Below are 26,059 nucleotides of genomic sequence, written 5' to 3'. Positions count from 1 at the left end.
GGCTTTTCAGAGGTTTTGTTCAAAGTTTCACAATATTTTTTACCGCTACACTTGTCGGTATGCCTCTGAGAGTAATTGCATCCAAAGACAATTCCAATACCAATAATGAAATTGAAGCCCTCCAAATTGAGATTACACAGCAGGATATCAAAAATATTGATGAACTCGTTACCATTGCTGAACGTAATTCTGCTCAAATACAGGAGACAAAAGCTGCAATGGGATTAAGTTCCTTTAATGACCTAATGACTCTCGAATTATCTACATCAACCGATAACTCGTTTATAAGCGATGAAGAGCTATCCATAACTGTCACAATCGACCCGATTAAAATCTTTACTGCAACCAAACAATTATCTGTTGTCAAAACTCGTTGGAATGAAGAAAAGCGTTTAAAACGAGTAGCTGTTGTACAATCTTACGTTGACTATTTGCAAGCACGTCAAGCCTCGATAATTGCCGCTTACCAGATGCAAAAATTGACTGGCGATTTGCGTGTCGCAAGTCTCCATCCTCAAACAAACCCTCGAAGGACAATTAATCATATTGCCAATCCTGATTTTGTTGCAGCCGTGACAGAAATGCTAAATACGAATACACGCGAACGAGTCGCTTTAGAGCAACTAGCAGCTTGTGTTGGCTTATCGCCACAAGCAACAACTACTATTATCGACAAACGATAATATGAATAAAGCTCTTCTTCCCTGCTTTGAAGGTCTCAAATAGCATATTTTTTGACAAAGTCAACGTCCTTTTAGTACGTTTTAAATTAATCAAAACTTAGGTTTATGGAACAGACCATTTCTGTAGTTAAATCTGATAATAGTCTATCTAGTGAAAGCAATCTTCTTTCACAAAAATATCCTCTACCTTTTTATCGCAAACTAGGTCGTACTGATTTAACAGTAAGTTGTTTGGGAATAGGCGGCGGAGGTGGTATTTCGAGTGAAGATACACTCTATGCTTTTGACCAAGGAATTAACCTTTTTTTCTATTCCAGTGATTTGCATCATTTCATTTATCAAAATATGGCATATGGGTTGCACCAACTTTGTGGGCGCGGCTCTTCTGTTCGAGAAAAAGTAGTTTTAGCAGCTGTCACCTATATTAAGAGTCCAGAATCTTTATTTGGTACTCTTACAGATCAGTTTGAAGAATTAGGGATTGATTACATTGATGTATTATTTTGGGGATGGGTTGGCGATCGCGACAGTGCAGTCATAAAAGATTGCTTAGATCATTCTCCTTATCTGCGAGGTCCAAATACGGTATATCAAAAATATGTAGAAGAGACCTATGGTGTATCTGAACGCCTTAAAAAGATGGGTGCTGTTCGCTATATTGGTGCATCATTTCACAATCTCGATCGCGCTCAAGAATGGCTAAACAGTCCTTTTTTAGATGTGGTGATGGTGAGACATAATGCTGCTCATCGAACAGCACAGAAAAAAATATTTGCAAATTTAGATTCACAAGATCCACAACGTCCGGGAGTCCTTACCTTTAAATCTATAGGCTCTCATTCAGGTCCCCTCTACATTCCACCTTCAACATTACCTGAGTGGTGTTGGCGACCTGACGTACCTGATTTTTATCGTTATTCTCTATCACAAAACTGTGTAGATGTCGCACTGATGGGTGTAACGAACCGAGAAGAAATTGATGCTGCGATCGCCGCCATAAAAAAAGGTAAACTTTCTCCTGCTGAGATTGAATATCTCAATATCTATAGCGATATGATTCGTTACGGATTGAGTATGAATCAAATCAACCCCTCTCAATTATTACGACTCCTTCGACAACCTCAAACTTAGGGAATCCCAAAGAATAAATTCTCCCAAAATTTCTTGTGGTCTGGTGCTCACAGCCCGCCACTAGTATAAGACGGGCGGGGACGCCCGTCCCACAAGTAGTGGTAATTTATTTCTTGGAAATCCTTTAAGGAATCCCAAAAAATAAATTTTAAGAATGATTTTTAATTACATAAATAAGTGACTCATAAATAAGTTACTAGTGACTAAAAATATGGCATTGAAAATTATTTTTTTACTCATATACTGATTTATTAACAACACTCTTTTACTAACGGAGCAACAAAATGGCTACTTGGTTTAACAGTCATCAAAACAGAATTATTATTGCAGATACAATTGCAAAAGCTTGGGGAGATTTACAATATAAAACAACGTTTATTGCTGAACCAAAAAGAATTTTACAAGAAGCTGGTGTAGAAAATATTCCTGAAACAATAGAAATTCAGGTAGTAGAAAACACCTTGAAGCGCCAATACTTTATTCTTTCGGAAGATTTTTCTACTCATGACTATAATGAACTGATGGTATTCATACAATCCCTGTCGCTCCAGCCAGGAAAAGAAATAGTTCTTGTTCAGAATACTGAAAATTGGCAATATATTGTTTTATCTGCTCCTCCTGAGTATAAAAGTGAAAATGCTGATTTTCTTACTGCATCGACTCTGGAAGAAATGGAAGCACTACAGGGAGGCGTTCGACGAATACCATCAGTTGTCAATTCGCAGGTGGTAGTTAATAAACAGGTACTTGTAGCTGTCAACTCAGCTGTAGCAGCAAAAACTAAAGTTTTTGTAAGAGGGTAATTATCTTACCAAAATAAGGAAGAAGGAAGAGGAAAGAGGGAAGAAGGTTGGGATTTTCGTTTATATCTCAAAGTCTAACTCTCTTTCTTCTGACAAATGGGTCAAAAGCCCCTCAATTTATTGATGGATTCATAAAGGTTTTTCACTCTGAAAATCCCCTCAATTTATTGATGGGGATACAACGCACGGTCTTCCTTCTTTCTCCTTACGAGCGTTAATTTTATCACTCTAGGAGAGTGCAATAACTGAAAAAGTTACGGGCTTTTGCTAAAGCTGCAAACTTTGATTAACATGAGTTCGACAAAGCACTCCTCAGAACTCACGTTTGATTAAATCAGGGTTCTAAAATCTGACTCTGATTATTTTTTTCTGAGAGAAGAGCATCCCAATTTTATAAAAATACCGGGCGATGAGATATGCAAATACCAGACAAAATAGATTGGAAAATGACAACCATGTCTATCGAACAAGGATTACAAACAGGGGATATAAAACTCTTGTTGAGTGAGCAAAAGAATCTTGATACAGATTATGTCGCAACTATAGCAAAGATCAAACGGTTTCTCGAAAGATGGTCAGCCGATCGTCAATTTCGAGAAACACTTCCGTTTGATCCTTATGGCGTTACGCGTAAATATAACCTTGACATAGATCCAGAAGAAATTAGGCTCTTATGGGATATGGAGTTTCTCAAAACTTATGAGCCAGATACACCAGTTCCTCTTAAAGTAAAACAATACGACGCATATATCAGTGAGAGCATCCAATACCAGAATAAGATACGGGAACAAGCAGTTCCACTTGACCCGTTATTTAGAGGCTGGCGAGAGCGCCAAATCCGCCGTACATTTAGCGAATTTGGTTTTGAAAAAGCGCATAGTATTGTTCATTCCCCTTTCGCTATAGAGCTTTCCAAAGGCTGTTCAGTTGGATGTTGGTTTTGTGGAGTAGCAGCGCCGCGTTTAGAAGGTATCTTTTATTACAGTCAAGAAAATGCTCGTCTTTGGCGTGAAGTACTAGAGGTTCTCAAGGAAGTTATGGGTACAGGAGCAAGTCAAGGATTTTGTTATTGGGCAACCGATCCTCTAGACAATCCAGATTATGAGCAGTTCTTGATTGATTTTCATGCAATCTTAGGTAAATTTCCCCAGACTACTACAGCATCGGCAATAAGGAATCCCCAACGAACTAAAAACCTATTGAAGTTGTCTAAAGAAAAAAATGGCGAAGTGGAACGTTTTTCCCTCCTAACTCTAAAAGAGTTTAATAGAGTTCATGAGGAGTTTAGTGCTGAAGAATTGATGTCTGTTGAGCTTATTTGCCAAAATGATGAGGCTTTGGGCGTGAAAGCCTACGCTGGGAGAGCGCGTGAGGAGCGTTTTCGCAAGCGAATAGAAACGTCAAATCATTTTCTTTCTTCTGATTCTGGTGTTTCTGACACTATTGCTTGTGTTTCTGGGTTCTTGTTAAACATGGTAGACCTTAGTGTTCAGCTTGTCAGTCCATGTAATGCCGATGAAACATGGCCACTAGGCTATCGTGTTTACGATAAAGCTACCTTTAGTACGGCTTCCGAACTGCATACAGTTTTAAAGCAAATGATTAAGAAGCATATGCCACTAACGTTGAGCTTGGAAGATCGGATACAGTTTCGACTCGACTTAAAATATGAGAAATCTGAAGATAATTTTTACTTGTTATCTCGCTCGGTGAAGCACAGCTTTAATAGCACACCACAGCTTAAAGAAATAGTTGAATTGACATTCAAAAAGTGTCTAACTGCTGGAGAAATAGCATTGTTACTGGAAAAAGAAAAGGAAATTGATTTAACTGAAACATTGTATTACTTAAACGAAATTTTTAAGCAGGGCTTCATTCAGTAAATCAAGTTTTTTTCTTCTCATACAATGTAATCTTTCAGGAAATCAAAAATGCAATCGTGAGGAAAAGACTTCAAGGAATACAATAATTGAGGTGTCAGAACCCCGGTTTAGTCAAGAAATCGGGGTTCTAATTTCTGCTTATCCGAGTAGTATTGATATTTAACCAGTATCCTTGCTCTTGACTAAGATTTTTTAGATTAAATAGAAATAAATAAAAAGTAGTTAATACTAAATATTTGAGATTTACAGCTTTAGTTAATACATTTAATATAAAGGTAATCAGAGATAAACAACTGCAACTCATTCTGCCAGTACAATTTACCTGATTGGAACAACCTTAATAAATTGGAGATTCAATTATGACTAAGACTTCTGAAGAGCTTAATCCTCAAACTTTGGAAGAGCGCATTATTACCAAGGCTATGGAAGATCCAGCTTACAAGCAGCGCTTAATCAGCAATGCTAAAGCAGTAGTAGAAGAAGAGTTAGGCGACAAATTAGGAGAAAATATCACCATTGAGGTGTTGCAGCAAAGTGCAAAAAATCTTTATTTGTTGTTACCAGCAGATATTGATGAAATGATTCGTGATGGTTTGATCTCTCAAGAAGAATTAGAAGTGGTAGCAGGTGGTAGATCTATTATTAGAAGTACTTCCATAGATTTCAAACAAACATCACGGAACCTAAAAAACATTGAAGCCGGTTTAAAGAGTGCAGTAGCTATTGTAAGCACAGTTGTCTTATCACGAAGAGCTACTACCCCTCCTAAATAGAAATGGCAGAGGAACTTTCTCAAGTTTCTTGTAATACAATAAATAACATCAAAATCTTCTAAATTTTCTTGAATTCTTACAGTAAATCTAAGCTTAGATTCACTTTTTTCAAAGAAAAATTAGTAGAAATTAAGCAAAAAGCAGTTGCTTACAACCTGAATGAGGTATAGAATTTTAGCCTCAAAGCTAGATGAAATGAGTCTTTTAATCGTGACTCCTTAACTTTGAACCATTTGATATCTATCAAATGTATTCTCAAATACACCAATCACATTGGAGAATCAACCATGACTACGAACTTTGAAGAATTTAATTCCCAAACTTTAGAAGAGCGCATTATTGTCAAAGCAATAGAAGACCCTAATTACAAACAGCGTTTGTTGAGTGATGCTAAAGCAGTAGTAGAAGAAGAGTTAGGTGACAAATTAGGAGAAGATGTCACAATTCAAGTGCTACAGCAAAGTGCAAAACATCTTTATCTATTGTTACCAGTGGATATTGATGATATGATTCGTGAAGGTCTAATCACTCAAGAAGAACTAGAAGCAGTAGCAGGTGGTAGCGCTAGACTTATCAAAGTGACAAAGGCTTTGCATAACAGTGTTAATGCAAAAAGCAAATCAGATGTTTCCCAAGGTGTGTCAGGTGTTGTTGCAACAGTGACCTCTCTTGCTAGTGCCTTGTATAGTGCCGTAAGAAGCCGAAAAGGGTAATAAGAATTAAGAATTAATATCTGCAAATTTAATAGTGTGTGTTACGTTCCTAATGCACACTATTAAACAATAATTTTGCATTTTTTAATTCCTTAACACTACATTACCTGTAGAAAACACAACAATTATTCACTTGAGTAATCAACCATGACTACAAATTCTGAAGCATTAAATTCCCAAGATTTGCAAGAGCGTATCATTGCTAAGGCGATAGAAAACCCTGCTTATAAACAACGTTTATTAAGCGATGCCAAAGCAGTATTAGAAGAAGAGTTAGATATTGAGTTACCAGCAGATTTGTCAGTTCAGGTTTTACAACAGAGTCCAAAGCAACTCTATTTGTTGTTGCCATTTGATATTGATGAACTAGTTCGTGAGGGTATTCTTTCTGAATCAGAACTAGAGGCTGTAGCAGGAGGAGGGGTACTTTCGCTAGTTGCAAACACAGCTGCTCAAGTATCTATTTTTACAAGCATACAGTATTCTATCGAATATTCTCTTAGAAAGACGGCGCAACTGAAACGGAAAAAATAAAAGAGTTTATCTACTACAGGAGAATCAATCATGACTACAAATTCTGAAGCCTTAAATCCTCAAGATTTACAAGAGCGCATCATTGCTAAAGCAATAGAAGACCCTGCTTATAAGCAACGCTTGTTAAGTAATCCTAAAGCACTGTTGTCAGAAGAACTAGGTGCAGAGTTACCAGAAGATTTAACAGTTCAGGTTCTACAACAAAGTCCAAAGCATCTCTATTTATTGTTGCCAATTGATATTGATGAACTGATTCGTGACGGTGTTCTTTCTGAGTCTGAATTAGAGGCTGTAGCGGGAGGAGTTCTCTTTACAGTTGTTACAATATATACTGTTAAACAAGCCCCAAAAATATCAAAAGCAATTAAGGGATGGTTTAGCTAGAAATTCTGTCTTACTGCAACCTAGGGTAAAGCTAACAATTGCTTAGGTGATTGATAAAGCTGCGGCTTCTTGCCTTCTGCTTTACTGTTGTGCATTGTTAATGCACAACAGTTTACTAAGTTTTTTTGAAACAGCGTTTCATCGACTTCAACAAGTCAATCTATAGAATCAACACTTTTTGGATATCTTATGGAATTTTCTCGTAAACAATTAGTTAGTATTGTAGAACAAGCTAGTACACTATCTGAGCGTCTTAGCTCTAAATTTGTAGTAAATAGTACAAAAAAATTTGATGATTTAGTAAAGACCAGGATAGAAAAATGGCGTGAATCTACTGCTAGAGGAGATGACAAAAAGTTTGAAAATCGCCTAGCTTGGGATGGATTGACATTAGAAGATGCTCGCCGTGCTGTTGCTCCTGTTTCTCTAGTCGATCAAATCAATTTACCTGCTTGGACAGAAACATTAAATGAAGGCATGAAGGTAGCTACAATTGCTTTTTTACCAGAAGTACAGTATAGTTGCATTGACCTTCAAGAACCGATTCCTTTTGAAGAACTCTTTCTACCCTTCGTTTACATAGCCAGACAAAAATTAGCTGCGCGAACAGGACAAAATTATCACCAGCTTTCAGACACGGCTCATGCGATGCTAGAACGGAGATTGTTGATTGCTTTTTCTGAGATAGGCGCTCATGCTGCGGAGATAAAGTTTTCTGGTTTTCGAGCAACTAGACAATCCGCGATCGCTTATATTCTGAAACAATCAGAAAATACTGTCAGTCGCGATCGTTATGAAGCATTTATCAAGCAGATGCTCAATGATAATGGACTCATAGCTTTTTTTCAGGAATACCCTGTCTTAGCAAGACACCTAGCAACAAAGATAAATTTTTGGCTTGATGCTGTTGAAGAATTTTTGTCGCAATTAGCTACAGATTATACCAAGATTCAGCAAATATTCCAGCCAGATGCAGATTTAGGACAGGTTGTCGAAATAAAATGCAATCTTTCCGATCCTCACAACGATCATCATACCGTGATGATTATTACCTTTGCCTCTGGCTTAAAATTAGTATATAAACCGAAAGGTTTACATATAGATGAAGCATACTTCAATTTCTTATCTTGGTTTAACCAACAAGAAATTGATTTACCATTTAAATGCTTAAAAATCTTAAACCGTCCCAATTATGGATGGGTTGAGTTTGTAGAATCTTCACCGTGTGAAGACAAGAAAGCCGTTCAACGCTTTTACCAGCGAACTGGAATGTTATTAGGTTTGTTGTATATTCTGAGAGGTAATGATTGCCATGTTGAAAACCTGATAGCTTGTGGGGAACATCCAGTTATCATTGATTTAGAGACGATAATGCACCCAAGAATTAAGGAGAAAGAAAATTCTAATCAACCTCAAACCGCACTTGAGTTAGCTCTTCAATTTCTTGTGCAAAATTCTGTATTACAGACTCATCTGCTACCACAATGGCATCTAGCATTAGGTGGAAAATTGGTCTACGATCTCAGTCCCTTAGCGGTAAATGATGAACAAGATACTAAATACGAACATCCCATTTTTATCGACATTAACACCGATACAATGCATCTTAAATATGAACCAGTTCCAATAGATTTTGGTAATAGTCATCTCCCATCGTTAGGAGAAACCTATGTGTCTCCGGATAATTATGTAGAAAATTTAATCATAGGATTCCAAAAAATATATCGTCTCATAATTAGTCATCAAGAAGTTCTGTTAAGTGCTAATAGTCCTCTATTAAATTTTTATCATCAACGGATTCGGCTCCTCTTTCGTGGAACTCAGACTTATGCTTCTATATTAAATAATGCTCAAAGACCTGAATATTTAAAAGACGGAATTGATTACAATATTAAACTTGAGCTTCTCAGTCGAGCTTATCTCACAGAGGAAACTAAACCTTTATTTTGGCCATTGTTACAGCAAGAACTGTGTTCAATGGTGCAGATGGATATTCCCTATTTTAGCGCTTTTACAGATAGCAATCAATTATTTGCTGGATTGTCAACAGTGTCTTTTGCAGATTGTATGGCACCTACCTATCCAGATGTTGTGACTCGAATTCAACAACTTAGTGAAACTGACTTAACACGACAAATAGAAGTGATTCGAGGTGCTTTTGATACTAGTATTGGCAATGATTTAGAAGGTACTTTGTCTGTCAGTCTTGGACAACCCGAGTCAACTCCTGAGAATATTACACCATTAAGTCAGGAGCAATGTTTAGAGCAAGCAATTGCGATCGCTAAAAAAATTCAATTGCAAACATTTTATGCTGATGATAGTGCTGCTTGGATTGGATTGGAATATGTCCCAACAGTCAAACGATTTCAGTTAAAAGTACTAGGCTATCATTTATATGACGGTAGCTGTGGTATTGCTCTATTTTTGGCGGCACTATGGACAGTCACAAAGGATAACCAATATCGTAGTTTAGCCCTCAAGGGGTTGCAACCATTACGCCAATATTTAGAAAATTTAAGCCCAGAGAAGCCAACAGAATTAACCGAATCTGTTAATATTGGCGCTTGCGTAGGATTAGGCTCAATTATCTATGCACTAGTGCAGATTAGTAACCTGCTAGATGAGCCAACGTTGTTAGATAATGCCAAACAGGTTGCTAGTTTAATCACAACAGAGATCATTAGCAAAGATCAAGAGTTAAATATTAGTTCAGGCTCTGCAGGTGCGATTTTATCATTCCTAGCCTTGCACAAAGCTACTGGAGAGGCAATGTATTTAGAACTGGCTATTACCTGTGGAAATCATATATTGAAGCAGGAAATTGCCAGTGATGTGGGTATTAAAACTTGGGACACCGCAGAAAAAAAACTTTTGGCAGGGTTTAGTCATGGAGCGTCTGGTATCGCCTACGCCTTGCTGAGATTATATGATATCACTTTAGCTGGTAGTTTTTTCTTAGGTGCAAAAGAGGCGATCGCTTATGAACGCAGTCTCTTTGTTCCAGAAGCAGGCAATTGGATGGGCTTGAGCGATACAAATAACTCATTTACGACTGGCTGGAATCATGGTGCAGCTGGCATTGTTTTAGCTCGTTTGGGTAGTCTCGCAGTACTTGACACTAGTGAAATTCGTCAAGAAGTTGAAATTGGTTTAAATACAACCCAAAAAAGTAGTTTTGACAGAGTTGATCGGCTTTGTTGTGGTAACTTTGGTATTATTGATATCTTGCTAGAAGCTTCTAATCGGCTCTCACGCCCAAGTTTACTAAAAGATGCACAACAACGAGCAGCATCAGTTGTAAGCAAAGCCCAACAAAATGGCTCTTTCTATCTGTTCTCTAGGCATTATAACGATATGTATAATCCTAGTTTATTCAATGGAATGGCTGGCATTGGCTATGGATTATTAAGACTTAGCTATCCAAAATTATTACCCTCGATTTTGCTATTTGATTGTTGCTCATAAACCAAAAACAAAACCTCATAGTTCTTGGCATTCTGTTCGAGGTAATACTTAGTATCTAAAGTCACTTTTTTAGCTACGCAGAGAGTAGAAGAAAATTATTAGATAAAAGTATTTGACCACATTGATTTTAAGGGGCTGCGTTCTTCAGAATCCCGGTTTGTTTAAGAAACCGGGATTCTTAATCCCCTCAAAATTAATGTGATGCACCTCTAGATATTGGGCAAACGAGAACCAAGAAAGCGATTCATCCAACTTTCCAGATATATGCGATTAGTTTGTTGTTGATAAGCTTCTTTGGTGTTTAATGGATAAGGCGATCGCCCTCTAATAGCAGCCGTTGCGACACAAAACATGGATTTCTGAAAGCTGCGGCAAATTTGGACGCGGAGATTGTCTTCTTTTCGAGGCGATCGCATATATATTTCATGCAGGTAATGAGGTAAGAAATGGCGTAAATCTTGCATGAGCAAAGTAGGAGGAATTCCTGCACCACCTGTTATGAGAGGATCAGCATAAAGTACACCATAAGCAAACTCAGACAAATCTTGAGGTATTTGCCATGCTTGTGCATTGTAGGAAGTTGTGCCAAAAAAAGGTGTTCCTCGAAAGAAAATCGATTCCACATAAGGTACAGCTACATCTTGCAAAAATTTTAACCCTGCTGTTTCTGGAATAATTTTGTAAAGTTTTTCGCGAATACGAACACTATAGGTAATGGGTGATTTAGCTGCTACAGTTAAACCGGACTGGATATACTCCGTCACTTGAGAAATGGAAGTAATTTCCTGACGGTTGTAAAGCTGGGATAACTCACTAAAGAGATCGCTCATCACTCTCCAGAATTGACCCATAGCACTGTAATATGCTAATTGCCTAATTTGTTCTGGAAAGAAAGCGCTGAATAAATGATGAAAGCCTTTGAATAATAAATTACCTTCAAATTTCGCAAGTATTGCTTGTTGGGCTGCTTGCTCAAATTCTGGGGAATTTAAGTAGGTATCTAAACTGCCACCACCATGCCAAAACATTGTTTTAGTGCAATATTCTGCATATTCAAAATTCAAGCGATCGTCCCATACATAGCGGAGTAAATTTTTAGGTGTAGCTTCACCATTCAGGTATTTCAAGAGAGGAAAGGGTTCTAGGAATACATTGTTAGCAATGTAGAGAAGATTTTTGGAATAGGCATCTAATACAAATGCATAACTGTGTAAAATTCCAACAACTTCTGGCAAATTTTCTACGGAATCATATAAGAGACTTTCTCCGGTTTCCAAACGGTGAATGTATTCTTTGAGGGGATGGGAAGACGGGTTGAGTTTTGTAAGAGTAACAATCATCGTTTTTATCCTAGCAAAGTAATAAACAGCGATCGCTGGTCACTGGTCACTGGTCACTGGTCACTGGTCAATAATTCAGAACTGGTAATTTTCATTGCAGATGTGGTTGCTTCGCTTTTACTAATGAGCCAACCTGGTTGGATTCCGAGTAGGATGATAATTGCTGCTAATATAGCTGCAGGAATGCGTTCTGACCATTTTACAGGGGGTAGTTCAGCCATGGCTTCAGGAAGACGACCAAAGAAAGCGCGGTTGACTAGCATTAAGAAGTACACAGCAGTTAATCCCGTACCAACCATACAAAGCAGTGTTTGTACGGGAAAGACGGAAAAACTACCTCGAAAACACAAAAACTCAGCAACAAAACCTGCCATTCCGGGGATACCTGCACTTGCCATAACTGCTACTATCATGAGGGTTCCAATGACAGGTAAACCTTGTTCTGGGTTGAGTAATCCTTTGAGGATATTAAGATTGCGGCTGCAGGTCTTGTCGTAAACAATACCTACTAAGAGAAAGAGCAAGCTAGATATTAATCCGTGACTAACCATTTGAACGATCGCACCCATTAAACTTATGGGGGTTGCAGCCGCCGCACCAAGCAAGACATAACCCATGTGTCCGATAGAACTATAGGCTATCATCTTCTTCATATCTGTTTGCGCGATCGCTACAATAACTCCATAAAGAACACTGACAACTGCCCAAGTTGCAAACCAGGGTGCAAGAGCTGACCATGCTTCGGGAAATAAACCCAAGCCAAACCGTAAAAAACCGTAAGCGCCTAACTTTAAAAGAATTCCTGCTAACAGTATGGATACAGGTGTGGATGCTTCAACATGGGCGTCTGGTAACCATGTGTGGAAAGGAATAAGAGGTGTTTTAATAGCAAATCCCAGCAAAATTGTCAAGAGAAGAGGGATTTGAGTTGCTAAAGGTAGAGCACTTGAAACTGAGGGATTGTAATCAAAACTGGTAGCACCACTCATACTAACTAATCCCAGAAAAGCTGCAAGTATGAGAATGCCAGAAATTGCAGTATAAATCAAAAATTTTGTAGCTGCATATTCACGACGATCTCCTCCCCAGATAGCAATCAGTAAATACAAAGGAATCAATTCTATTTCGTAAAATAGGAAGAACAACAGCAAATCTTGAGCTAAAAAAGCACCGGATATCCCCGCATTTAAAAGCAAGATGAGTGTATAGAAAAATCGGGGTCGATGGGTGAGGGGATGAGTCGTGTAAATAGCAATGCTTGTCAGGAATCCATTGAGAATAAGCAAGGGTAGAGATAAACCATCGATTCCTAAATGGTAATTGATGCCTAATGTTTCCAGCCAAGGAATGTACTCTTGAAATTGCCAATCGGAATTAACTAATTGAAATTGGCTACCTAAAAAGATTGACCAAATTAAGAGCAGAAGTGCGATCGCAAAGGCAATCCATCGTGCAATTTGAGATGTCACTTTTGGAAAAAATGCGATGACAGCAGCACTCAGTGCTGGTATCCAAATTAAGGGACTGAGCATAGAGAGTAGGGAGTAGGGAGTAGGGAGTAGGGAGTAGGGAGTAGGGAGTAGGGAGTAGGGAGTAGAAGTTCGTAGGGGCGCAAGGCATTGCGCTTTTACAGTGGTTCAGAGCTACTAACAACCAACAACTAACCACTAACAATTGAGAAAATAGTTAAAAAGCTGAGACCTAATAAAATTGTGAGAACGTAAATTTGAGATTTTCCAGAGACGCTGTATTTCAGGCTTTGACCGCTAAAAACGGTGCCTAATCCTAATAAGTTTACCGAGCCATCTAGAATGAAGCGATCGAACCAAGCTGTGAATTTGGACAACTGCTTTACAGCAAAAACAACACTGATACGGTAAATCTGACTGATATAGAAATCGTAAGCTAGCATCTCATGGAAGAATTTTGCTGTTTTTTGTGCCGGTCTTAACCAAACTCGTCGCAGTTTAATGAGTGCTCCAATTCCACAACCTAAAACGAGAGATAGCAGTTGCAGCAAGGTTTCTGAGATATTCATGGCTTTCCATGATGGTATCAGATCGAGACTTCGCAGCATGAAGGGTACACATAAAGTAGTTACTGCTAAAATAACCATTGGTAATGCCATTTGCCATCCTACTTCAGGCGCACGACGAGTTTTGGCTTGAGATGAACCTAAGAAAACTAAACGAAACACGCGAGTGAGGTTAAATGCGGTGAGAGCATTCACGAGAAGTAGGATACTCGCTAACCAAAGAGCATTGAACTGCAATGGCTCAATTTCTTGTGAAAAAGTCTCAAAACTGCTCAGTGGTAATAATCCAATGATTCCAGCTGTACCTATGGCAAAAGCACTGGCTGTAATGGGCATGGTTTTTCCTAACCCTCCCATTTCTGTAAGGTCTTGGGTGTTGGTTGTTGTGATGACACAACTAATACTCATAAATAACAAAGCTTTGGCGATCGCATGAGCTAAAATCACCATGAGGGCAAAGTTTGTGGATTGCATTCCCACTGCAATAAACACCAACCCCATGTATGCGCTTGTGGAGTGAGAAAGAGCGCGTTTGATATCGATTTGAGAAATGGCAACAAGTGAGGAACCAACAGCAGTGATTGTACCAATAACAACTAAAGTTGTGAGGGCAATAGGTGAAATGGATAGAATTGGTTGAAGTTTTACCAACACATAAGCACCGCAAGAAACAACGAGGGAGTTCCGCAAAACTGATGCTGGAGCGGGCGCTTCCATTGCTTCATCAAGCCACAAATGGAGGGGGAATTGAGCGCATTTTCCTGTTGGACCTGCTATAAGTGCCAAGCATAATAGTGCGAGTGTTTGTGATGGTAAATGTGTTGTTTGCGCCCATTGATATAAATCAGGAAAGTTTGTGCTATCTGTTAAAGTTGAAAGCCCTACAACTCCCATCAGTAGCAGAATGTCTCCGACTCGTTTGGTCAAAAACGCATCACGAGCGGCTGTTATGACTAAAGGTTGTGCGTACCAAAACCCTACTAGTAAGTATGTTGATAGGGTGAGCAATTCTAACCACCCGTAAGATAGCAGTAAGGAATTGGAAAGTGCTAAACCACTCATTGCTCCTTCAAAAAATCCCATGAGAGCAAAGAAGCGAGCTAGTCCATAGTCCTTGGACATGTATCCTAGGGCAAATAACTGTGCTAACAGACTTAAACCTGTCACGAGTTCTATCGCCCCGACGCTTACTGATGAGATTTCTAGGGCAAATGATAGGTCTAAATCCGCGACTTTAAACCAGTGGATGAAGAACTCTTGGGGTGGTTGGTTCCACAGGGCGCTGAAGACGACTAAACCGTGAATGTAAGCGCTGAAAGTCGTGACAAGATTGAAGTAGGCAGCAAAGCGAGGACCTGTGCGCCGGATAATGCCCGTTGACCACGGCAGGGTGAGGATTGCTCCTAGCAAGCCGTAGAACGGTATTAGCCAGGTCGTTTGAATGAGAAGTTCTGTCATGAATGCCTCGCGAAGAATGAAAGATCGAGGATGAAATTATAAGAACCTTTTACTCCTTACTTCACACTGCACACTTTACTGTTTTTTCGTCAGTTCATTGTTGACATTCTCTGCTTTGGTTAGTGTTAAGTCATAACTCTTTGGGTTGTTGCTTAAGAATGTCCGGCGGTATAAACTTTTCGGTTGCGTTCTAAAAGTCTATCCCACTGAACTATGAGGGAACTACCCGTTTGTTCTTGTTGTTTTGCCCAGGTTGAGAAAAGGTCAAGGCAGGAATGATCTATGTAAGCTAAATTATCTAGATGAACGTGCAATTGTGTCTTTGGAGGGATGTGGTCTAAGATGTTTGCCAGTTTTGGCAGTCTTACAAATGTTGCTGCGCCTTCTAGATACATATCTACTCGTCGATTTTTTTCATCTCTAAGAACTTGGATGTTCAGCTTAGAAATTCTGTAAATCAGTGAAATTGCTGTCAAGACAATTCCAATCAGAACTCCTGTTAAAAGTTCGGTGGCGACAATTGCAATTAAAGTGGCAAAGAAGATGACAAGAGGAAAACGCCCGTATTTCCTCAGGCTTTGAATGTGTTCTACTTCTATCAATTTATAGCCAGTATAAACTAGTATGGCTGCTAGACCGGATGTGGGAATTATTCTTAAGAGTCCAGGTGCTGCAATAACTAAAATCAGCAACCAAAGTCCGTGTAGCATGGCAGAGAGTCTTGTTTTTGCACCGGCTTCCACGTTAACAGAACTGCGAACTATTACGCCTGTCATTGGTAAAGCACCAAGTATTCCACACAGGATATTGCCAAATCCTTGTGCTGCTAATTCCCGGTCAAAATCGGTTCTCGGTCCGCTATGAAGTTTATCAACTGCGGCGGCTGAGAGTAAGCTTTCTGCACTGGCAATGAATGCGATCGCAATTGCTTCTAGTAAGATGGGGGCATGAATGAGGCGTGGTAAGGTGCTTAAAGATGGAAGTTGAATAGCTTCTAGAAGGTTGGACGGAACATCCACATAGTCAACAGGTAATTTATATGTGGTGGCAATTGTTGTTGTAATAACGATCGAGACTAGTGCGCCTGGTATAAGTTTGAGGCGCTGTGGCTTGAATTTTTCCCAGAGAATCAGAATGGCAATGGTGACGATACCTAATAAAGCAGCAATGTGATGGGCGCTACCATCCATTGGAAATAGTGCTTTGTAAATGGTTTTGGGAATGGTAAACAAATTCTCCAAACCGTGGGAACGGGGTTTATCGTCAAGCATGACGTGAAACTGAGATGCCAAAATCAGTACGCCAATACCTGAAAGCATTCCATATATGACAGCAGGAGACATGGCGCGAAACAACTGACCGAGTTTAAAGACTCCTGCAAGTAATTGGATGACCCCAGCCAAGATAAGTATGGGACCGAGCATATCAATGCCATATTGCTGAACGACTTCTGCAACAATGACAGCAAGCCCTGCGGCTGGTCCACTGACAAGTAACGGAGAACCAGATACAGCATTCACAACTAGCCCTCCTATTATTCCCGTGACTATACCACGGGCTGGCGGAACTCCCGATGCAATGGCAATTCCCATACAAAGAGGAAGGGCGACCAAAAATACAACAAATGATGCTGGGACTTCGTTGGTTAATAAATTTTGATTCTTCATATTGAGTATACTTCTCATTTGCTTTTCCTCCAATAGCAATTAACGAACAGTTCGCAGTCCTGAATAAGGGTTATTAATTTGTCAAGAAATTTCATTTTTCTGTTGAAATCCCACGGATAGCGGTTGCAACCTGTTATGAATTAAAGAAACTCTTTTTCCCCCACTCCCCATGTTGAATACTAAATCAACGCTTTAGACAGCACTTTTTCACAGTTGCAACTACCTCCTACTCCCAAGAACGGATATCTTTTTCCATTGAGTTTCAGCTATAGTTCCTATTTACATTTCTTCATTTTTTAAAATTATCCGCAAGATTTCATGAAAAAAACGTAAATCAATTATGAAAAAATTCTCATAATTCATGTAAAAAGACTTTTTCAGCATTGATTAAAAATTTTCTAGAAAGAAATTATTTTGATCGCCCAAAGCAAAATTGGTGAAACTAAACTTCGGGAGACTAGAGGAACCCAACGAGCGAGTAAAAGTCTACAATTTTTATAGCTATCCTTTTCCCTGACATCATGATGTCCATGCTGAAATTGGACAGAGCTATAAAAGGGGAGATGGCAAGTCATGAGATTGGGGGAAGCAAATTATGGGGCAGAGGTTTGAGTCAAGGGTGGAGGAACAAGGCAACGATACTATAAAACCAATCCTGACTCAGTCGGATTCTGCGAGTCTCATAGAAATTGAGAGTCGGCGCAAATATCGAGCAGGAGTTAAGTGGCTCATGACATCAACGGGAGTGGTGTTGTTTGGAATGGGTGGATGGGCTGTTTACAATTATTTCTTTCATCGTCCAGTATCTCCTGTGGCGGTCAGTCTAATTCCAGTTCAACGTGGTAATGTTGAAGTCACAGTCACTGAGGCAGGGACTGTTGAGCTAGGTGGGCAGCAGACTTTGAAAGCTCCACAGGATGTAACTGTGGAGCAAGTTCTGGTCAAAGAAGGACAGAGAGTGTTCTCAGGACAGTCTTTACTAGTACTGCGCGATCGCGAAGTAGAACAGAAATTTCCAGAACAACTGCTCGAAAACAGAAAGAACGAAGAGACTTTAATTCGGCGTCAACAGGTAGTCGCGGAGAAACAAAAGACGTTTAAAGATATTCAAATGCGGTTCCGGGAGTCCCAACAAGCATTCGAGCGAGGTCTGATCCCTGAGTTTGAGAAATTGAAAAACGCCCAGAAGCGGCTTAAAAGATCCCAAGAACTGATGCAGTTGGGCATCATTCCTGATCGAGAATTAGAAAGCAATGAAGAGAGGGTAACTGATGCTCGTGTAGCGTTGAGGAATGCAGAAGATAAGCTAGAAACCGATAAACAAAAGGTGAATGAAGCACTTGCAGCAGTGAAGGATGCGGAATCGGAACAACGCAAGGCAGCATTGGATACGCGACGAGGTCAAGAGAAGTTACGGGAACTTGAGCAACAGTTGAGCGATCGCTTCCTAAAAGCACCAATAGACGGTATTGTGCTTAAGCTAGAGGTCAATTCAGGGAATGGAGTCAAGACAGAAAGTAAACTGCTGACCTTGGGGAACCCGGCGAAAGAAATTGTGCGACTAAAACTGACCACACTTAACGCTGCTAAAGTACGCATCAATCAAGTTGCTCGTGTCAGCACAATCGGTCCGAACCCTAAAGTTTTTAACGCTAGGGTGATTAATCTCTCTCCTCAAGCAACCAATCCAACATCTAGTGGTGACTCTGGGTCGTCCTTTATGGGTTCATCTTCTGGGAATCAGACAAAGGTAGATGCGATCGTTTCACTCGATCAGCCGAGTAAGACGTTAATTCCGGGTAGTCAAGTCAGTGTTGAGGTAATTCAAGATCGACGAATAAACGTACTGATAATTCCTTTGGAGGTCTTACAGACGGGAGAGCGACCTTTTGTCTGGGTTAAGGATCGAGAAAGTAGAGCACAAAAACGCGAAGTGACTCTTGGTTTACAAGCGTTGACTGCGGTAGAGGTCAAGTCTGGTTTACGCGAAGGCGATCGAGTTGTCCAAGTTGCGCCCACCCAAACAATGACTCCAAACTCTCCCATACAGGAGACATCAAGATGAGCATTTCTATTCCCGATCTCCTTTTCCTAACTTGGAAATCACTGCATAGTAATCCAGTGCGGTCTGGATTGACAACACTAGGAGTATTTATGGGAGTGGCAGCAATTAGCGCCACATTGAATATTGCGGATATTACTAATGCTCAGATTGAAGCCAAATTAGCAGATCGAGATAAACCCTACCTAATACCTTACATAATTAGAGAAGAAGGGTTTGCTGTTGGCGACGATCTGAACAAGGATGATGAAGTTGCTCTCAAACGCAGTATTGCGAGCGTGCGCTCAATCAGTTCCGTGAGTTCAATTTATGGTCTCAGTTCCGTACAGTATGAAGACAATGAAGTCAAAAATTTGCGTACCTACGGTGTGTCTCAAAATTACATTAGTACAACTGGACGTACAATCCTCCAAGGACGGTTTTTTAAGACAGTTGACTTTGAGCAGTATCGCCCTGTGGCAGTTATCGATCAAAAATTGGCAGCAACTCTATTTCGAGAGAAATCTCCTCTGAACCAGGCAATCTTTCTAGCAAATACCCGTCTTACCGTGATTGGAGTTGTGGAAACAAAATCAATCGGTCAAGAATTTGGGGATACATCTGGTACCCTCTGGTTGCCTTCCACCTTTGCAAGTGCTTTGGCAGGAGATTTTCAGTTTAGTTCTTTCCATATTAGCCCTTATCAACTGGAGGATATGCCACAGTTGAAAGAAAAGGTCAAACAAGTGCTATCGAAGCGCCATCCTAAAACGGTTGTAGAAACGTTTGATAACACAGCAGATTTGCTCAAGGAACGAGAACTTCAACAATCTGCTACACAAGCACTTGCTGTTGTGGGAGTCATTGCTCTCTTAATTAGTGGTGTCGGTATTGCTAATATTACGATCGCTTCTGTTTTGGAACGTATTGAAGAGATTGGCATTCGACGAGCACTTGGGGCTACTCAATTTGAGGTCATGATGCAATTTATCATCGAAGCACTCCTCCTCAGCTTTGTCGGTGGCACTATGGCGATTATCAGCGTCCATGGCTTAACCCAGACAGCAACTACAGTCATTATCCAAACCCCCTATCAGTTTTCTCTCCGTAATGCAGCCCTGTCAATGGGCGCTGCGATCGCAGTAGGGGTTGGCTCTAGTGTCTTGCCCGCACTAAAAGCCACTAAGGTTGATATCATTGCTGCATTACGGAGTGATTGACTATTTTCAACTCCCGTTGTTTTCTGTTCGGTTGCCCTACTCCCCACTCCCCACTCCCTACTCCCTTTTCCAAGCTAGAAGTTGGCACAGTTTTTGCACAAAGAACTGTGTAACCCAATTTTGTAAACTTCTGTAACAGGAGAGGTATGGTTGTACGCTCAGCATCACGCGAGCAGAGTCTTAGGGCACTCGACTGGTTGAACGTGTTTCTGGCAGATATTCATGGCGGTGTAGGACCGTTTCTGGTGGTATACCTTACCTCCAGTCTACACTGGAATCCAGCTCAGGTGGGGTTGGTTATGATGATTTCGGGATTGGCTGGGGTGATTGCCCAAACACCCGTCGGAGCATTAATTGACCAAGTACGTCAGAAGCGATCGCTCATCGTTATGGCTGCTGTGCTAATCGCCATTAGTTCAATTGCTATCGTCACCTTTCCATTGTTTCCCATAATTGCAACGGCTCAATCTCTGACCGCCATTGCTGGAGCCTTCTTTGGTCCGACAATTGCCTCTATTTCTCTGGGATTGGTGGGGCGACAGGGGATAGAGCGCCGCATTGGGCGCAACCATAGCCTCAATTCGACTGGAAATGTAGCAGCAGCATTATTAGCAGGATTAATTGGTCAGTTTATTGGTCAGGTTAGTATTTTCTACTTCGTTGTACTGATGTCGGGAGTCGTAATTGTTTGTACGCTACAGATTCGCAAACAGGACATCGACTATCGGCTAGCACGAGGAGGTGATGATAGCGATTCGCCTGTAAACAAGCTATGCGAAAAGACGCGTGTTTCTAATGTTACATACCTGTTGACCGATCGCCGCTTGCTAATTTTTGCCATCTGTGCCGTCCTTTTTCACTTTGCCAACGCAGCAATGCTACCCTTAGTAGGTCAGGTATTGGCTCAGCACAAAGGTGGCAGTCCTCCGTTGTTCATGTCTGCGTGCATTGTCACGGCTCAACTCGTCATGATTCCCCTGGGAATTATAATCGGGCGGCGGGCCAGTCGAAGCAAGCGCAAACCCATCTTTTTGCTAGCGTTTTTGGTGTTGCCAATTCGTGGTGTGCTGTATACCCTCAACGACAACCCTTTCTTCTTAGTGTCTGTGCAATTATTAGATGGTGTAGGCGCAGGGATTTTTAACGTGATGCAGCTTTTGATAATCGCCGATTTGACCAAAGGAACGGGACGTTTCAATCTAGCGCAGGGAGCAATCGGGACTGCTGTTGGGATTGGTGCGTCCCTCAGCAACTCCCTAGCTGGCTTTGTTGCTAAATCCGCTGGATACAACGCTAGCTTTTTGACCATGGCTGCGATCGCAGCGATCGCTCTGGTATTTTTCTGGTTCTTTATGCCCGAAACAAAATCGATATCCCGTTCAGCCAGATCTAAGCTTACGTATGCCGGATGAATCGATTAGAGCCATTTTACGATAGGGATTTCCAAGAAATAAATTATCCAATCTTGTGGTACGGGCGTCCTCGCCCGTTCTATATGAGTGGCGGGGGGGGCGCCCGCACCACAAGAGAAAGTTGGATCTTTTTTTATTTGGAAGTCCCATACTTGACAACCGTCACATTACCTTTTGTTTGTTTGGAAGCCCTATCTTCCCCAAACATTTGTACATTGGAGTCAATATTCAGAGAGCGGCAAACACTCTGTAGTTGGGATTCCATTTAAGTGCATTTTTCCGATAGTGGGTAAACCCATTACTATCGAATATTTCCTTTTGATAAATTAATACTGTCAAAGAACATAACAAATTTTAACCGAGCAGTATTGCATACTCATTCATTAGTCTATATAAGACTTTAACTTATAAATTTAAAATAAAAATAGAGAGTGAGCGTCTGTGGAATTCTTGAAATCTCCCGATACTTACCTAATTTCTGGATTTACTCAGCTTACGTAGGTAGGATGAATCAATTCCTGCCATTTTACGATACTTGACGACAGTTCGTCGGGCGATCGCAACTCTAAATCGCATCTGTAACAATTGGGCAAGTCGATCATCGCTGTAGGGTTTCGTCGGAGGTTCTTGTTGAATCAGTTGAATAATCAATTGTTGGATCTGTTTGGGTGTACGTCCACCGACACTAACAGGAGTACACAGCGATCGCAACGGCACAATTCGACTTTGTTGTCCGCCAATCAACAAGTAGCGCTCTCGCACAATGCGGCTCGTGGTAGCATCCGAAAGTCCGACTGACTGAGCTACGAGTTGCTGCGGCGTAGGAACTAAATCTAAACTGTCTTTACTTGTAAGAAACGCTTGCTGGCGATTTACCAAAAACTGTCCGACTTTGAGTAAATTTTCCTGCCACTGGTTGACTGCTTTCAGTAAACTCCGTGCCTGTTCTAGTAATCTTTCTAACTGTTGGATTTCCCGCGTTGTCTTGTGAGATCGGGTAAGTAAGGCGATCGCTTCTTCATCCAGGTAAAATTCTTGACTCACCTCATACGTTAAAGAAACGTGCCACCCGTTTGTATGGAGTTCAGCTTTCAAATCAGGGGTGACGATGCTTGCAGGACGATAGCTAAAGTGTCTTCCTGGTCGAGGTTCAAGCGTCTGAATGTCCAAAATTGCTGCTTCTAGCGCTGGCAAATTGATAGGCGATTCTAAGACAGAATCAGGGACTGCAAACCGTTGTTGCAACGTCAAGAGTAACAATTCTCGTTGTTGTCTTGCTTCAGTTGAGTTACCAACGCAATCCGCCACATCTTCTAAATAATCTTTCACCAGTCGTGCTGCCAGACTATGGGGTCGTTCTTGAAGTTGCAACAGCAGACATTCTTGCAGCGATCGCGCTCCTACGCCCTGTGGATCGAGACTTTGCAGGTGAGATACAACTGCTTCCAACTCGCTCACACTCCAACTGCTTCCGGTTGCCCAGACTTGAGGAGATTCTTCTAGATATCCAGAGGGTGAGAGCCACTGGGTAAGGTATAATAACGTTTCTCGCTGTTTAAGTGGCAAATTCAAAGCGCTAATCTGTCCACGCAAATGCTCTTGCAAACTGGGTTCAGTTGCAACCGGACTGTACCAATTTGGGAAAACGTCCTCTAGCAATACCTCCCGATTTGTAGAGCGCTGATGCAGCAAAAATGGATTGTGTTTGGCTTGTTCTTGCAGATGCTCTCGAACCTGGTGATGATTCCAAGGCAACAGCTGCACTAACTGCCGCAGCATTGGATAGAGAACCGCTTGCGTCTCTAAATGGGTTTCTGGGGAAGCAGTAGAACTTAATGTTGGTTTATTCATCCCTCTTCCTGTTGGCTAAATATGATATGTTCTGGCAAAATAATGCGTCCACCAGAGAAGATACCTGCCCGTTCTAGGGTATTCTGCAACTCGCGCACATTGCCAGGAAAAGCATAATTTCTCAGCTTCTCCATTGCAGATTCAGCAAGCGCTAACCGCTTTAATCCCCGTCGTAGAGCAATGATGCTAAGAAAGTTTTGAGTGAGTTGTTCCAAGTCTTCTGGGCGATCGCGCAAAGGTGGTAACTCAAGCCGCATGACATTGAAGCGATAAAAAAGGTCTTCCCGAAACTGGTTTTGCCGTACCATCTGCTCCAGATTGCGATTTGTTGCCGCAATAATTCGCACATCAACTGTACGTGTCTGATTGCTACCCAAGCGTTCAAAGGAACGATCCTGTAACACCCGCAGTAGCTTACCCTGAATGGCGGGACTGAGTTCTCCCACTTCGTCCAGAAAAATTGTGCCGCTATTTGCCTGCTCAAACCGTCCGAGTCGCAGGTGGTTCGCTCCGGTAAACGCCCCTTTTTCGTGACCAAAAAGTTCTGCTTCCAGCAAATGTTCAGGCAATGCGGCGCAGTTGACTTTCACCAATGGCGCTTTGCTGCGGGGACTGGTAGCATGAAGCGTGGAAGCAACTAGTTCTTTGCCAGTGCCCGATTCTCCAGTAATTAGAACCGTTGTGTCTGTGGGAGCAACGCGACCAATGAGTTTAAATACCGATTGCATCGCAGGCGATCGCCCCAATAATTCCTCCTGTCCCACCTGCAATGTGGACTCACTCACCTGGTATACTGGCTCTTGATGATGCGCTAATGCCTTCGCGGTCAAATTTACCAATTCGTCTAAGTCAAACGGTTTGGTGAGATAATCGTAAGCCCCCAACTGCATCGCTTCGATAGCCGTGCGACTTGTTCCATATGCCGTCATTACAATTACAGGCAACTCAAACAGCTTTTGCTCCAAGTGCTTCAACACCGTCATTCCCTGAGTTTTGGGCATTTTTAAATCCAAAAACACCAGATCGGGACGACAGGAGGAGTCTTGCAATAACTTTAATCCCTGTTCTCCGTCTGCTGCTTGGACTACTTCATACCCCTCACTGTGCAAGATTTGGGCGATCGCCTGCCGTAATGCTTTTTCGTCGTCAATAACTAGAATCTTCGCCATTGCGCCTTATTTCCTCATCCTCGCATTTTTACAAACAGGTAGGTAAATGCTGAAGCGAGTACACCCCGGTTCAGAACGCACATCGATATATCCTTGATTGCGTGTCATAATCTCGTGACTGATAGCTAGTCCTAGTCCTGTACCATCAGGTTTAGTGGAATAAAACGGAGCGAAAATTTGCTCTTTTTGGGCAGCAGACAATCCCTGTCCCCGATCCTCTACCCATGCTACTAGATGAGCCTTACCTTCTTCCTTATTCTCTGATACCTCTTCAGTTCCGACTGTCACCTGTGCATTTTCAGGGCTTGCTTGAATTGCATTCAAAATCAAATTGACCAGAACCTGTCCCAGTTCGCGACGACGAAGTGGTATTTCCGGTAAGAGTTGGGTAGAAGGATGATAAACTAAATCAACACCGCATTCTTCTGCTTTCAAGCGCAGCAAGGCGATGGATTCAAGTGCGATCGCCTCAAGTGAAGTCACCGTGGGAATTTCCTGCTGGTTGTGGTCAAAATACAAAAGTCGCTGCACCAAATGCTCCAGACGATCTACCTGTTCGAGTAAACTCGCAATCGGAAGATGAGTCAACCCCTGTTTCTGTAGTTGGCGTTCTGTATATTGCAGGTTCAACCGTATACTGGCAAGGGGATTACGAACTTCATGAGCAACGCCCGCCACCAGTTGTCCTAAGGAAGCTAAGCGATCGACACGACGCAGTCGGTGCTCCAAATCCTGACGGCGCAACTGCATTGTATTGATTGCAGTTCCCAACAAGCCCATCTCAGCAGGTAGAGGCGGTATTTGCTCTGCTGGATTTGCCTCCATTGCTTTGAGACTGTGTTGCAGTTGCTGTATACCCCACTGCAGCTGCATTGCAATGGCAAACGTCCACATACCCACAATCAAAATCCCCGGCACTATCAGCCCACTGAGAATTTTTTGCTGTCCATCTTCAGGTCGTGGCATTCGTTTCATTGTCCACACAGATCCCCACAGTGGTAGTGGATCTGCTTGCAGTACCAAAATATCCAGCTTTGACCGCAGCACGAGTTCTTGCGGTAAGCCTTGACTAGTTGCCTGTCGTGCCAGTTGCAAAATTGAGTCCCGTTCAGCAGGCGGGATATCTGTTTTTGGCACTAGTCCACCATGGGTGGGGAAGGCGTATCCCAGTAAGCTATCCTGCTGTAAAAGATAAAATCCTCCTTCCACACGGGGAAAATTTTCCAAAGCGTCTGTTGATAATTGCTGTAATGATTTCTCTAAACTCTTATCAGAGATTTCTGTATGATGCAGGCGAGATTCCCAAAACAGTTGGATTAGACGCGTATTAGCGCTAGCAAGCTCACGCTGATTGCGGGCAATAACTGTTCCTTCTAAGCTCTCAAAAAGTTGTACAACCAGCCACAATGCTAATCCACTGAGGCTGAGAAACAAAACTGTCAAAATTGTGAGTTGCTGTCGCAAAGTCCAGCGTTGCAGGAGCATAACAGGTTG

Annotated in this window: 19 protein-coding genes; 12 read left to right on the top strand and 7 right to left on the bottom strand. The window is 41.5% G+C overall.

Features of this window, described 5'->3' with window-relative positions:
- Window positions 1-59 precede the first annotated feature (59 nt).
- The 9 genes from WA1_RS13315 (at window position 60) to WA1_RS13275 (ending at window position 10,372) form a co-directional block, all read left to right on the top strand.
- The gene (locus tag WA1_RS13315) at window positions 60-683 is read left to right on the top strand and encodes a hypothetical protein (RefSeq protein ID WP_272819127.1); all 624 of its coding nucleotides are present in this window, start codon (window positions 60-62) and stop codon (window positions 681-683) included.
- Between the two features lie 105 nt (window positions 684-788).
- A complete protein-coding gene (locus WA1_RS13310; RefSeq protein WP_017745245.1) occupies window positions 789-1,814 on the top strand; it encodes an aldo/keto reductase in 1,026 nt (341 codons plus the stop codon).
- Between the two features lie 284 nt (window positions 1,815-2,098).
- Window positions 2,099-2,617 carry a hypothetical protein gene (locus WA1_RS13305; RefSeq protein ID WP_017745244.1) on the top strand — a complete coding sequence of 173 codons (519 nt, stop codon included), beginning with the start codon at window positions 2,099-2,101 and terminating at the stop codon, window positions 2,615-2,617.
- Window positions 2,618-3,072: 455 nt separating this feature from the next.
- The gene (locus tag WA1_RS13300; protein ID WP_158516636.1) at window positions 3,073-4,500 is read left to right on the top strand and encodes a radical SAM family RiPP maturation amino acid epimerase; all 1,428 of its coding nucleotides are present in this window, start codon (window positions 3,073-3,075) and stop codon (window positions 4,498-4,500) included.
- Between the two features lie 359 nt (window positions 4,501-4,859).
- Window positions 4,860-5,273, top strand: a complete 414-nt coding sequence (locus WA1_RS13295) for an NHLP leader peptide family RiPP precursor (RefSeq protein ID WP_017745242.1) — start codon at window positions 4,860-4,862, stop codon at window positions 5,271-5,273.
- Between the two features lie 287 nt (window positions 5,274-5,560).
- Complete coding sequence (locus WA1_RS13290; RefSeq protein WP_017745241.1) at window positions 5,561-5,986, top strand: NHLP leader peptide family RiPP precursor; 426 nt, start codon at window positions 5,561-5,563, stop codon at window positions 5,984-5,986.
- A 147-nt stretch (window positions 5,987-6,133) separates the two neighbouring features.
- Window positions 6,134-6,520 carry an NHLP leader peptide family RiPP precursor gene (locus tag WA1_RS13285; RefSeq protein ID WP_017745240.1) on the top strand — a complete coding sequence of 129 codons (387 nt, stop codon included), beginning with the start codon at window positions 6,134-6,136 and terminating at the stop codon, window positions 6,518-6,520.
- Window positions 6,521-6,550: 30 nt separating this feature from the next.
- Entirely contained in the window at window positions 6,551-6,904 is a 354-nt protein-coding gene (locus tag WA1_RS13280; protein WP_017745239.1) for an NHLP leader peptide family RiPP precursor, read from the top strand.
- A 189-nt stretch (window positions 6,905-7,093) separates the two neighbouring features.
- Complete coding sequence (locus tag WA1_RS13275; RefSeq protein WP_017745238.1) at window positions 7,094-10,372, top strand: type 2 lanthipeptide synthetase LanM family protein; 3,279 nt, start codon at window positions 7,094-7,096, stop codon at window positions 10,370-10,372.
- Between the two features lie 209 nt (window positions 10,373-10,581).
- Here the strand turns inward: WA1_RS13275 and WA1_RS13270 are convergent, their stop codons facing one another.
- The 4 genes from WA1_RS13270 to WA1_RS13255 form a co-directional block, all read right to left on the bottom strand.
- Window positions 10,582-11,712 carry a CO2 hydration protein gene (locus WA1_RS13270; RefSeq protein WP_017745237.1) on the bottom strand — a complete coding sequence of 377 codons (1,131 nt, stop codon included), beginning with the start codon at window positions 11,710-11,712 and terminating at the stop codon, window positions 10,582-10,584.
- A 53-nt stretch (window positions 11,713-11,765) separates the two neighbouring features.
- Window positions 11,766-13,244, bottom strand: a complete 1,479-nt coding sequence (locus WA1_RS13265; RefSeq protein ID WP_017745236.1) for an NADH-quinone oxidoreductase subunit M — start codon at window positions 13,242-13,244, stop codon at window positions 11,766-11,768.
- Between the two features lie 128 nt (window positions 13,245-13,372).
- A complete protein-coding gene (locus tag WA1_RS13260) occupies window positions 13,373-15,205 on the bottom strand; it encodes an NAD(P)H-quinone oxidoreductase subunit F (protein ID WP_017745235.1) in 1,833 nt (610 codons plus the stop codon).
- Window positions 15,206-15,357: 152 nt separating this feature from the next.
- Window positions 15,358-16,890: a SulP family inorganic anion transporter gene (locus WA1_RS13255; protein WP_026134863.1), complete on the bottom strand. Its 1,533-nt coding sequence runs from the start codon at window positions 16,888-16,890 to the stop codon at window positions 15,358-15,360.
- A 577-nt stretch (window positions 16,891-17,467) separates the two neighbouring features.
- Here WA1_RS13255 and WA1_RS13250 point away from each other — a divergent pair.
- From WA1_RS13250 to WA1_RS13240, 3 genes are all read left to right on the top strand, one after another.
- Window positions 17,468-18,937, top strand: coding sequence for an efflux RND transporter periplasmic adaptor subunit (locus WA1_RS13250; protein WP_081402884.1), 1,470 nt, complete (start codon window positions 17,468-17,470; stop codon window positions 18,935-18,937).
- Complete coding sequence (locus WA1_RS13245; RefSeq protein WP_017745232.1) at window positions 18,934-20,133, top strand: ABC transporter permease; 1,200 nt, start codon at window positions 18,934-18,936, stop codon at window positions 20,131-20,133. The genes WA1_RS13250 and WA1_RS13245 overlap by 4 nt, the downstream gene beginning before the upstream one ends.
- 146 nt (window positions 20,134-20,279) lie before the next feature.
- Window positions 20,280-21,545: an MFS transporter gene (locus tag WA1_RS13240; RefSeq protein ID WP_017745231.1), complete on the top strand. Its 1,266-nt coding sequence runs from the start codon at window positions 20,280-20,282 to the stop codon at window positions 21,543-21,545.
- Window positions 21,546-22,016: 471 nt separating this feature from the next.
- Here WA1_RS13240 and WA1_RS13235 read toward each other — a convergent pair whose 3' ends face one another.
- Genes WA1_RS13235 through WA1_RS13225 form a run of 3 tightly spaced genes read right to left on the bottom strand, consistent with a single transcriptional unit; the run spans window position 22,017 to window position 26,050 of the window.
- Entirely contained in the window at window positions 22,017-23,396 is a 1,380-nt protein-coding gene (locus tag WA1_RS13235; protein ID WP_017745229.1) for an RNA polymerase factor sigma-54, read from the bottom strand.
- Window positions 23,393-24,565: a sigma-54-dependent transcriptional regulator gene (locus WA1_RS13230; protein WP_017745228.1), complete on the bottom strand. Its 1,173-nt coding sequence runs from the start codon at window positions 24,563-24,565 to the stop codon at window positions 23,393-23,395. Before WA1_RS13230 ends, WA1_RS13235 begins: the two co-directional genes overlap by 4 nt.
- A 6-nt stretch (window positions 24,566-24,571) precedes the next feature.
- Entirely contained in the window at window positions 24,572-26,050 is a 1,479-nt protein-coding gene (locus WA1_RS13225) for a sensor histidine kinase (protein ID WP_017745227.1), read from the bottom strand.
- Window positions 26,051-26,059: the final 9 nt, after the last annotated feature.

The sequence above is a fragment of the Scytonema hofmannii PCC 7110 genome, assembly GCF_000346485.2.
Taxonomy (GTDB): Bacteria; Cyanobacteriota; Cyanobacteriia; order Cyanobacteriales; family Nostocaceae; genus Scytonema; species Scytonema hofmannii.
The sequence above is the reverse complement of the archived record's forward strand: the minus strand, read 5'-3'. Positions and strand labels throughout refer to the sequence as shown.

Excerpts from the sequence above, each read along its gene's own strand:
- WA1_RS13260 (WP_017745235.1), bottom strand. The coding sequence starts at position 15,205 with ATGACAGAACTTCTCATTCAAACGACCTGGCTAATACCGTTCTACGGC.
- WA1_RS13235 (WP_017745229.1), bottom strand. The coding sequence starts at position 23,396 with ATGAATAAACCAACATTAAGTTCTACTGCTTCCCCAGAAACCCATTTA.
- WA1_RS13255 (WP_026134863.1), bottom strand. The coding sequence starts at position 16,890 with ATGAGAAGTATACTCAATATGAAGAATCAAAATTTATTAACCAACGAA.
- WA1_RS13265 (WP_017745236.1), bottom strand. The coding sequence starts at position 13,244 with ATGCTCAGTCCCTTAATTTGGATACCAGCACTGAGTGCTGCTGTCATC.
- WA1_RS13230 (WP_017745228.1), bottom strand. The coding sequence starts at position 24,565 with ATGGCGAAGATTCTAGTTATTGACGACGAAAAAGCATTACGGCAGGCG.
- WA1_RS13310 (WP_017745245.1), top strand. The coding sequence starts at position 789 with ATGGAACAGACCATTTCTGTAGTTAAATCTGATAATAGTCTATCTAGT.
- WA1_RS13250 (WP_081402884.1), top strand. The coding sequence starts at position 17,468 with ATGGGGCAGAGGTTTGAGTCAAGGGTGGAGGAACAAGGCAACGATACT.
- WA1_RS13225 (WP_017745227.1), bottom strand. The coding sequence starts at position 26,050 with ATGCTCCTGCAACGCTGGACTTTGCGACAGCAACTCACAATTTTGACA.
- WA1_RS13275 (WP_017745238.1), top strand. The coding sequence starts at position 7,094 with ATGGAATTTTCTCGTAAACAATTAGTTAGTATTGTAGAACAAGCTAGT.
- WA1_RS13270 (WP_017745237.1), bottom strand. The coding sequence starts at position 11,712 with ATGATTGTTACTCTTACAAAACTCAACCCGTCTTCCCATCCCCTCAAA.
- WA1_RS13285 (WP_017745240.1), top strand. The coding sequence starts at position 6,134 with ATGACTACAAATTCTGAAGCATTAAATTCCCAAGATTTGCAAGAGCGT.
- WA1_RS13245 (WP_017745232.1), top strand. The coding sequence starts at position 18,934 with ATGAGCATTTCTATTCCCGATCTCCTTTTCCTAACTTGGAAATCACTG.
- WA1_RS13280 (WP_017745239.1), top strand. The coding sequence starts at position 6,551 with ATGACTACAAATTCTGAAGCCTTAAATCCTCAAGATTTACAAGAGCGC.
- WA1_RS13315 (WP_272819127.1), top strand. The coding sequence starts at position 60 with ATGCCTCTGAGAGTAATTGCATCCAAAGACAATTCCAATACCAATAAT.
- WA1_RS13240 (WP_017745231.1), top strand. The coding sequence starts at position 20,280 with ATGGTTGTACGCTCAGCATCACGCGAGCAGAGTCTTAGGGCACTCGAC.
- WA1_RS13290 (WP_017745241.1), top strand. The coding sequence starts at position 5,561 with ATGACTACGAACTTTGAAGAATTTAATTCCCAAACTTTAGAAGAGCGC.
- WA1_RS13295 (WP_017745242.1), top strand. The coding sequence starts at position 4,860 with ATGACTAAGACTTCTGAAGAGCTTAATCCTCAAACTTTGGAAGAGCGC.
- WA1_RS13300 (WP_158516636.1), top strand. The coding sequence starts at position 3,073 with ATGTCTATCGAACAAGGATTACAAACAGGGGATATAAAACTCTTGTTG.
- WA1_RS13305 (WP_017745244.1), top strand. The coding sequence starts at position 2,099 with ATGGCTACTTGGTTTAACAGTCATCAAAACAGAATTATTATTGCAGAT.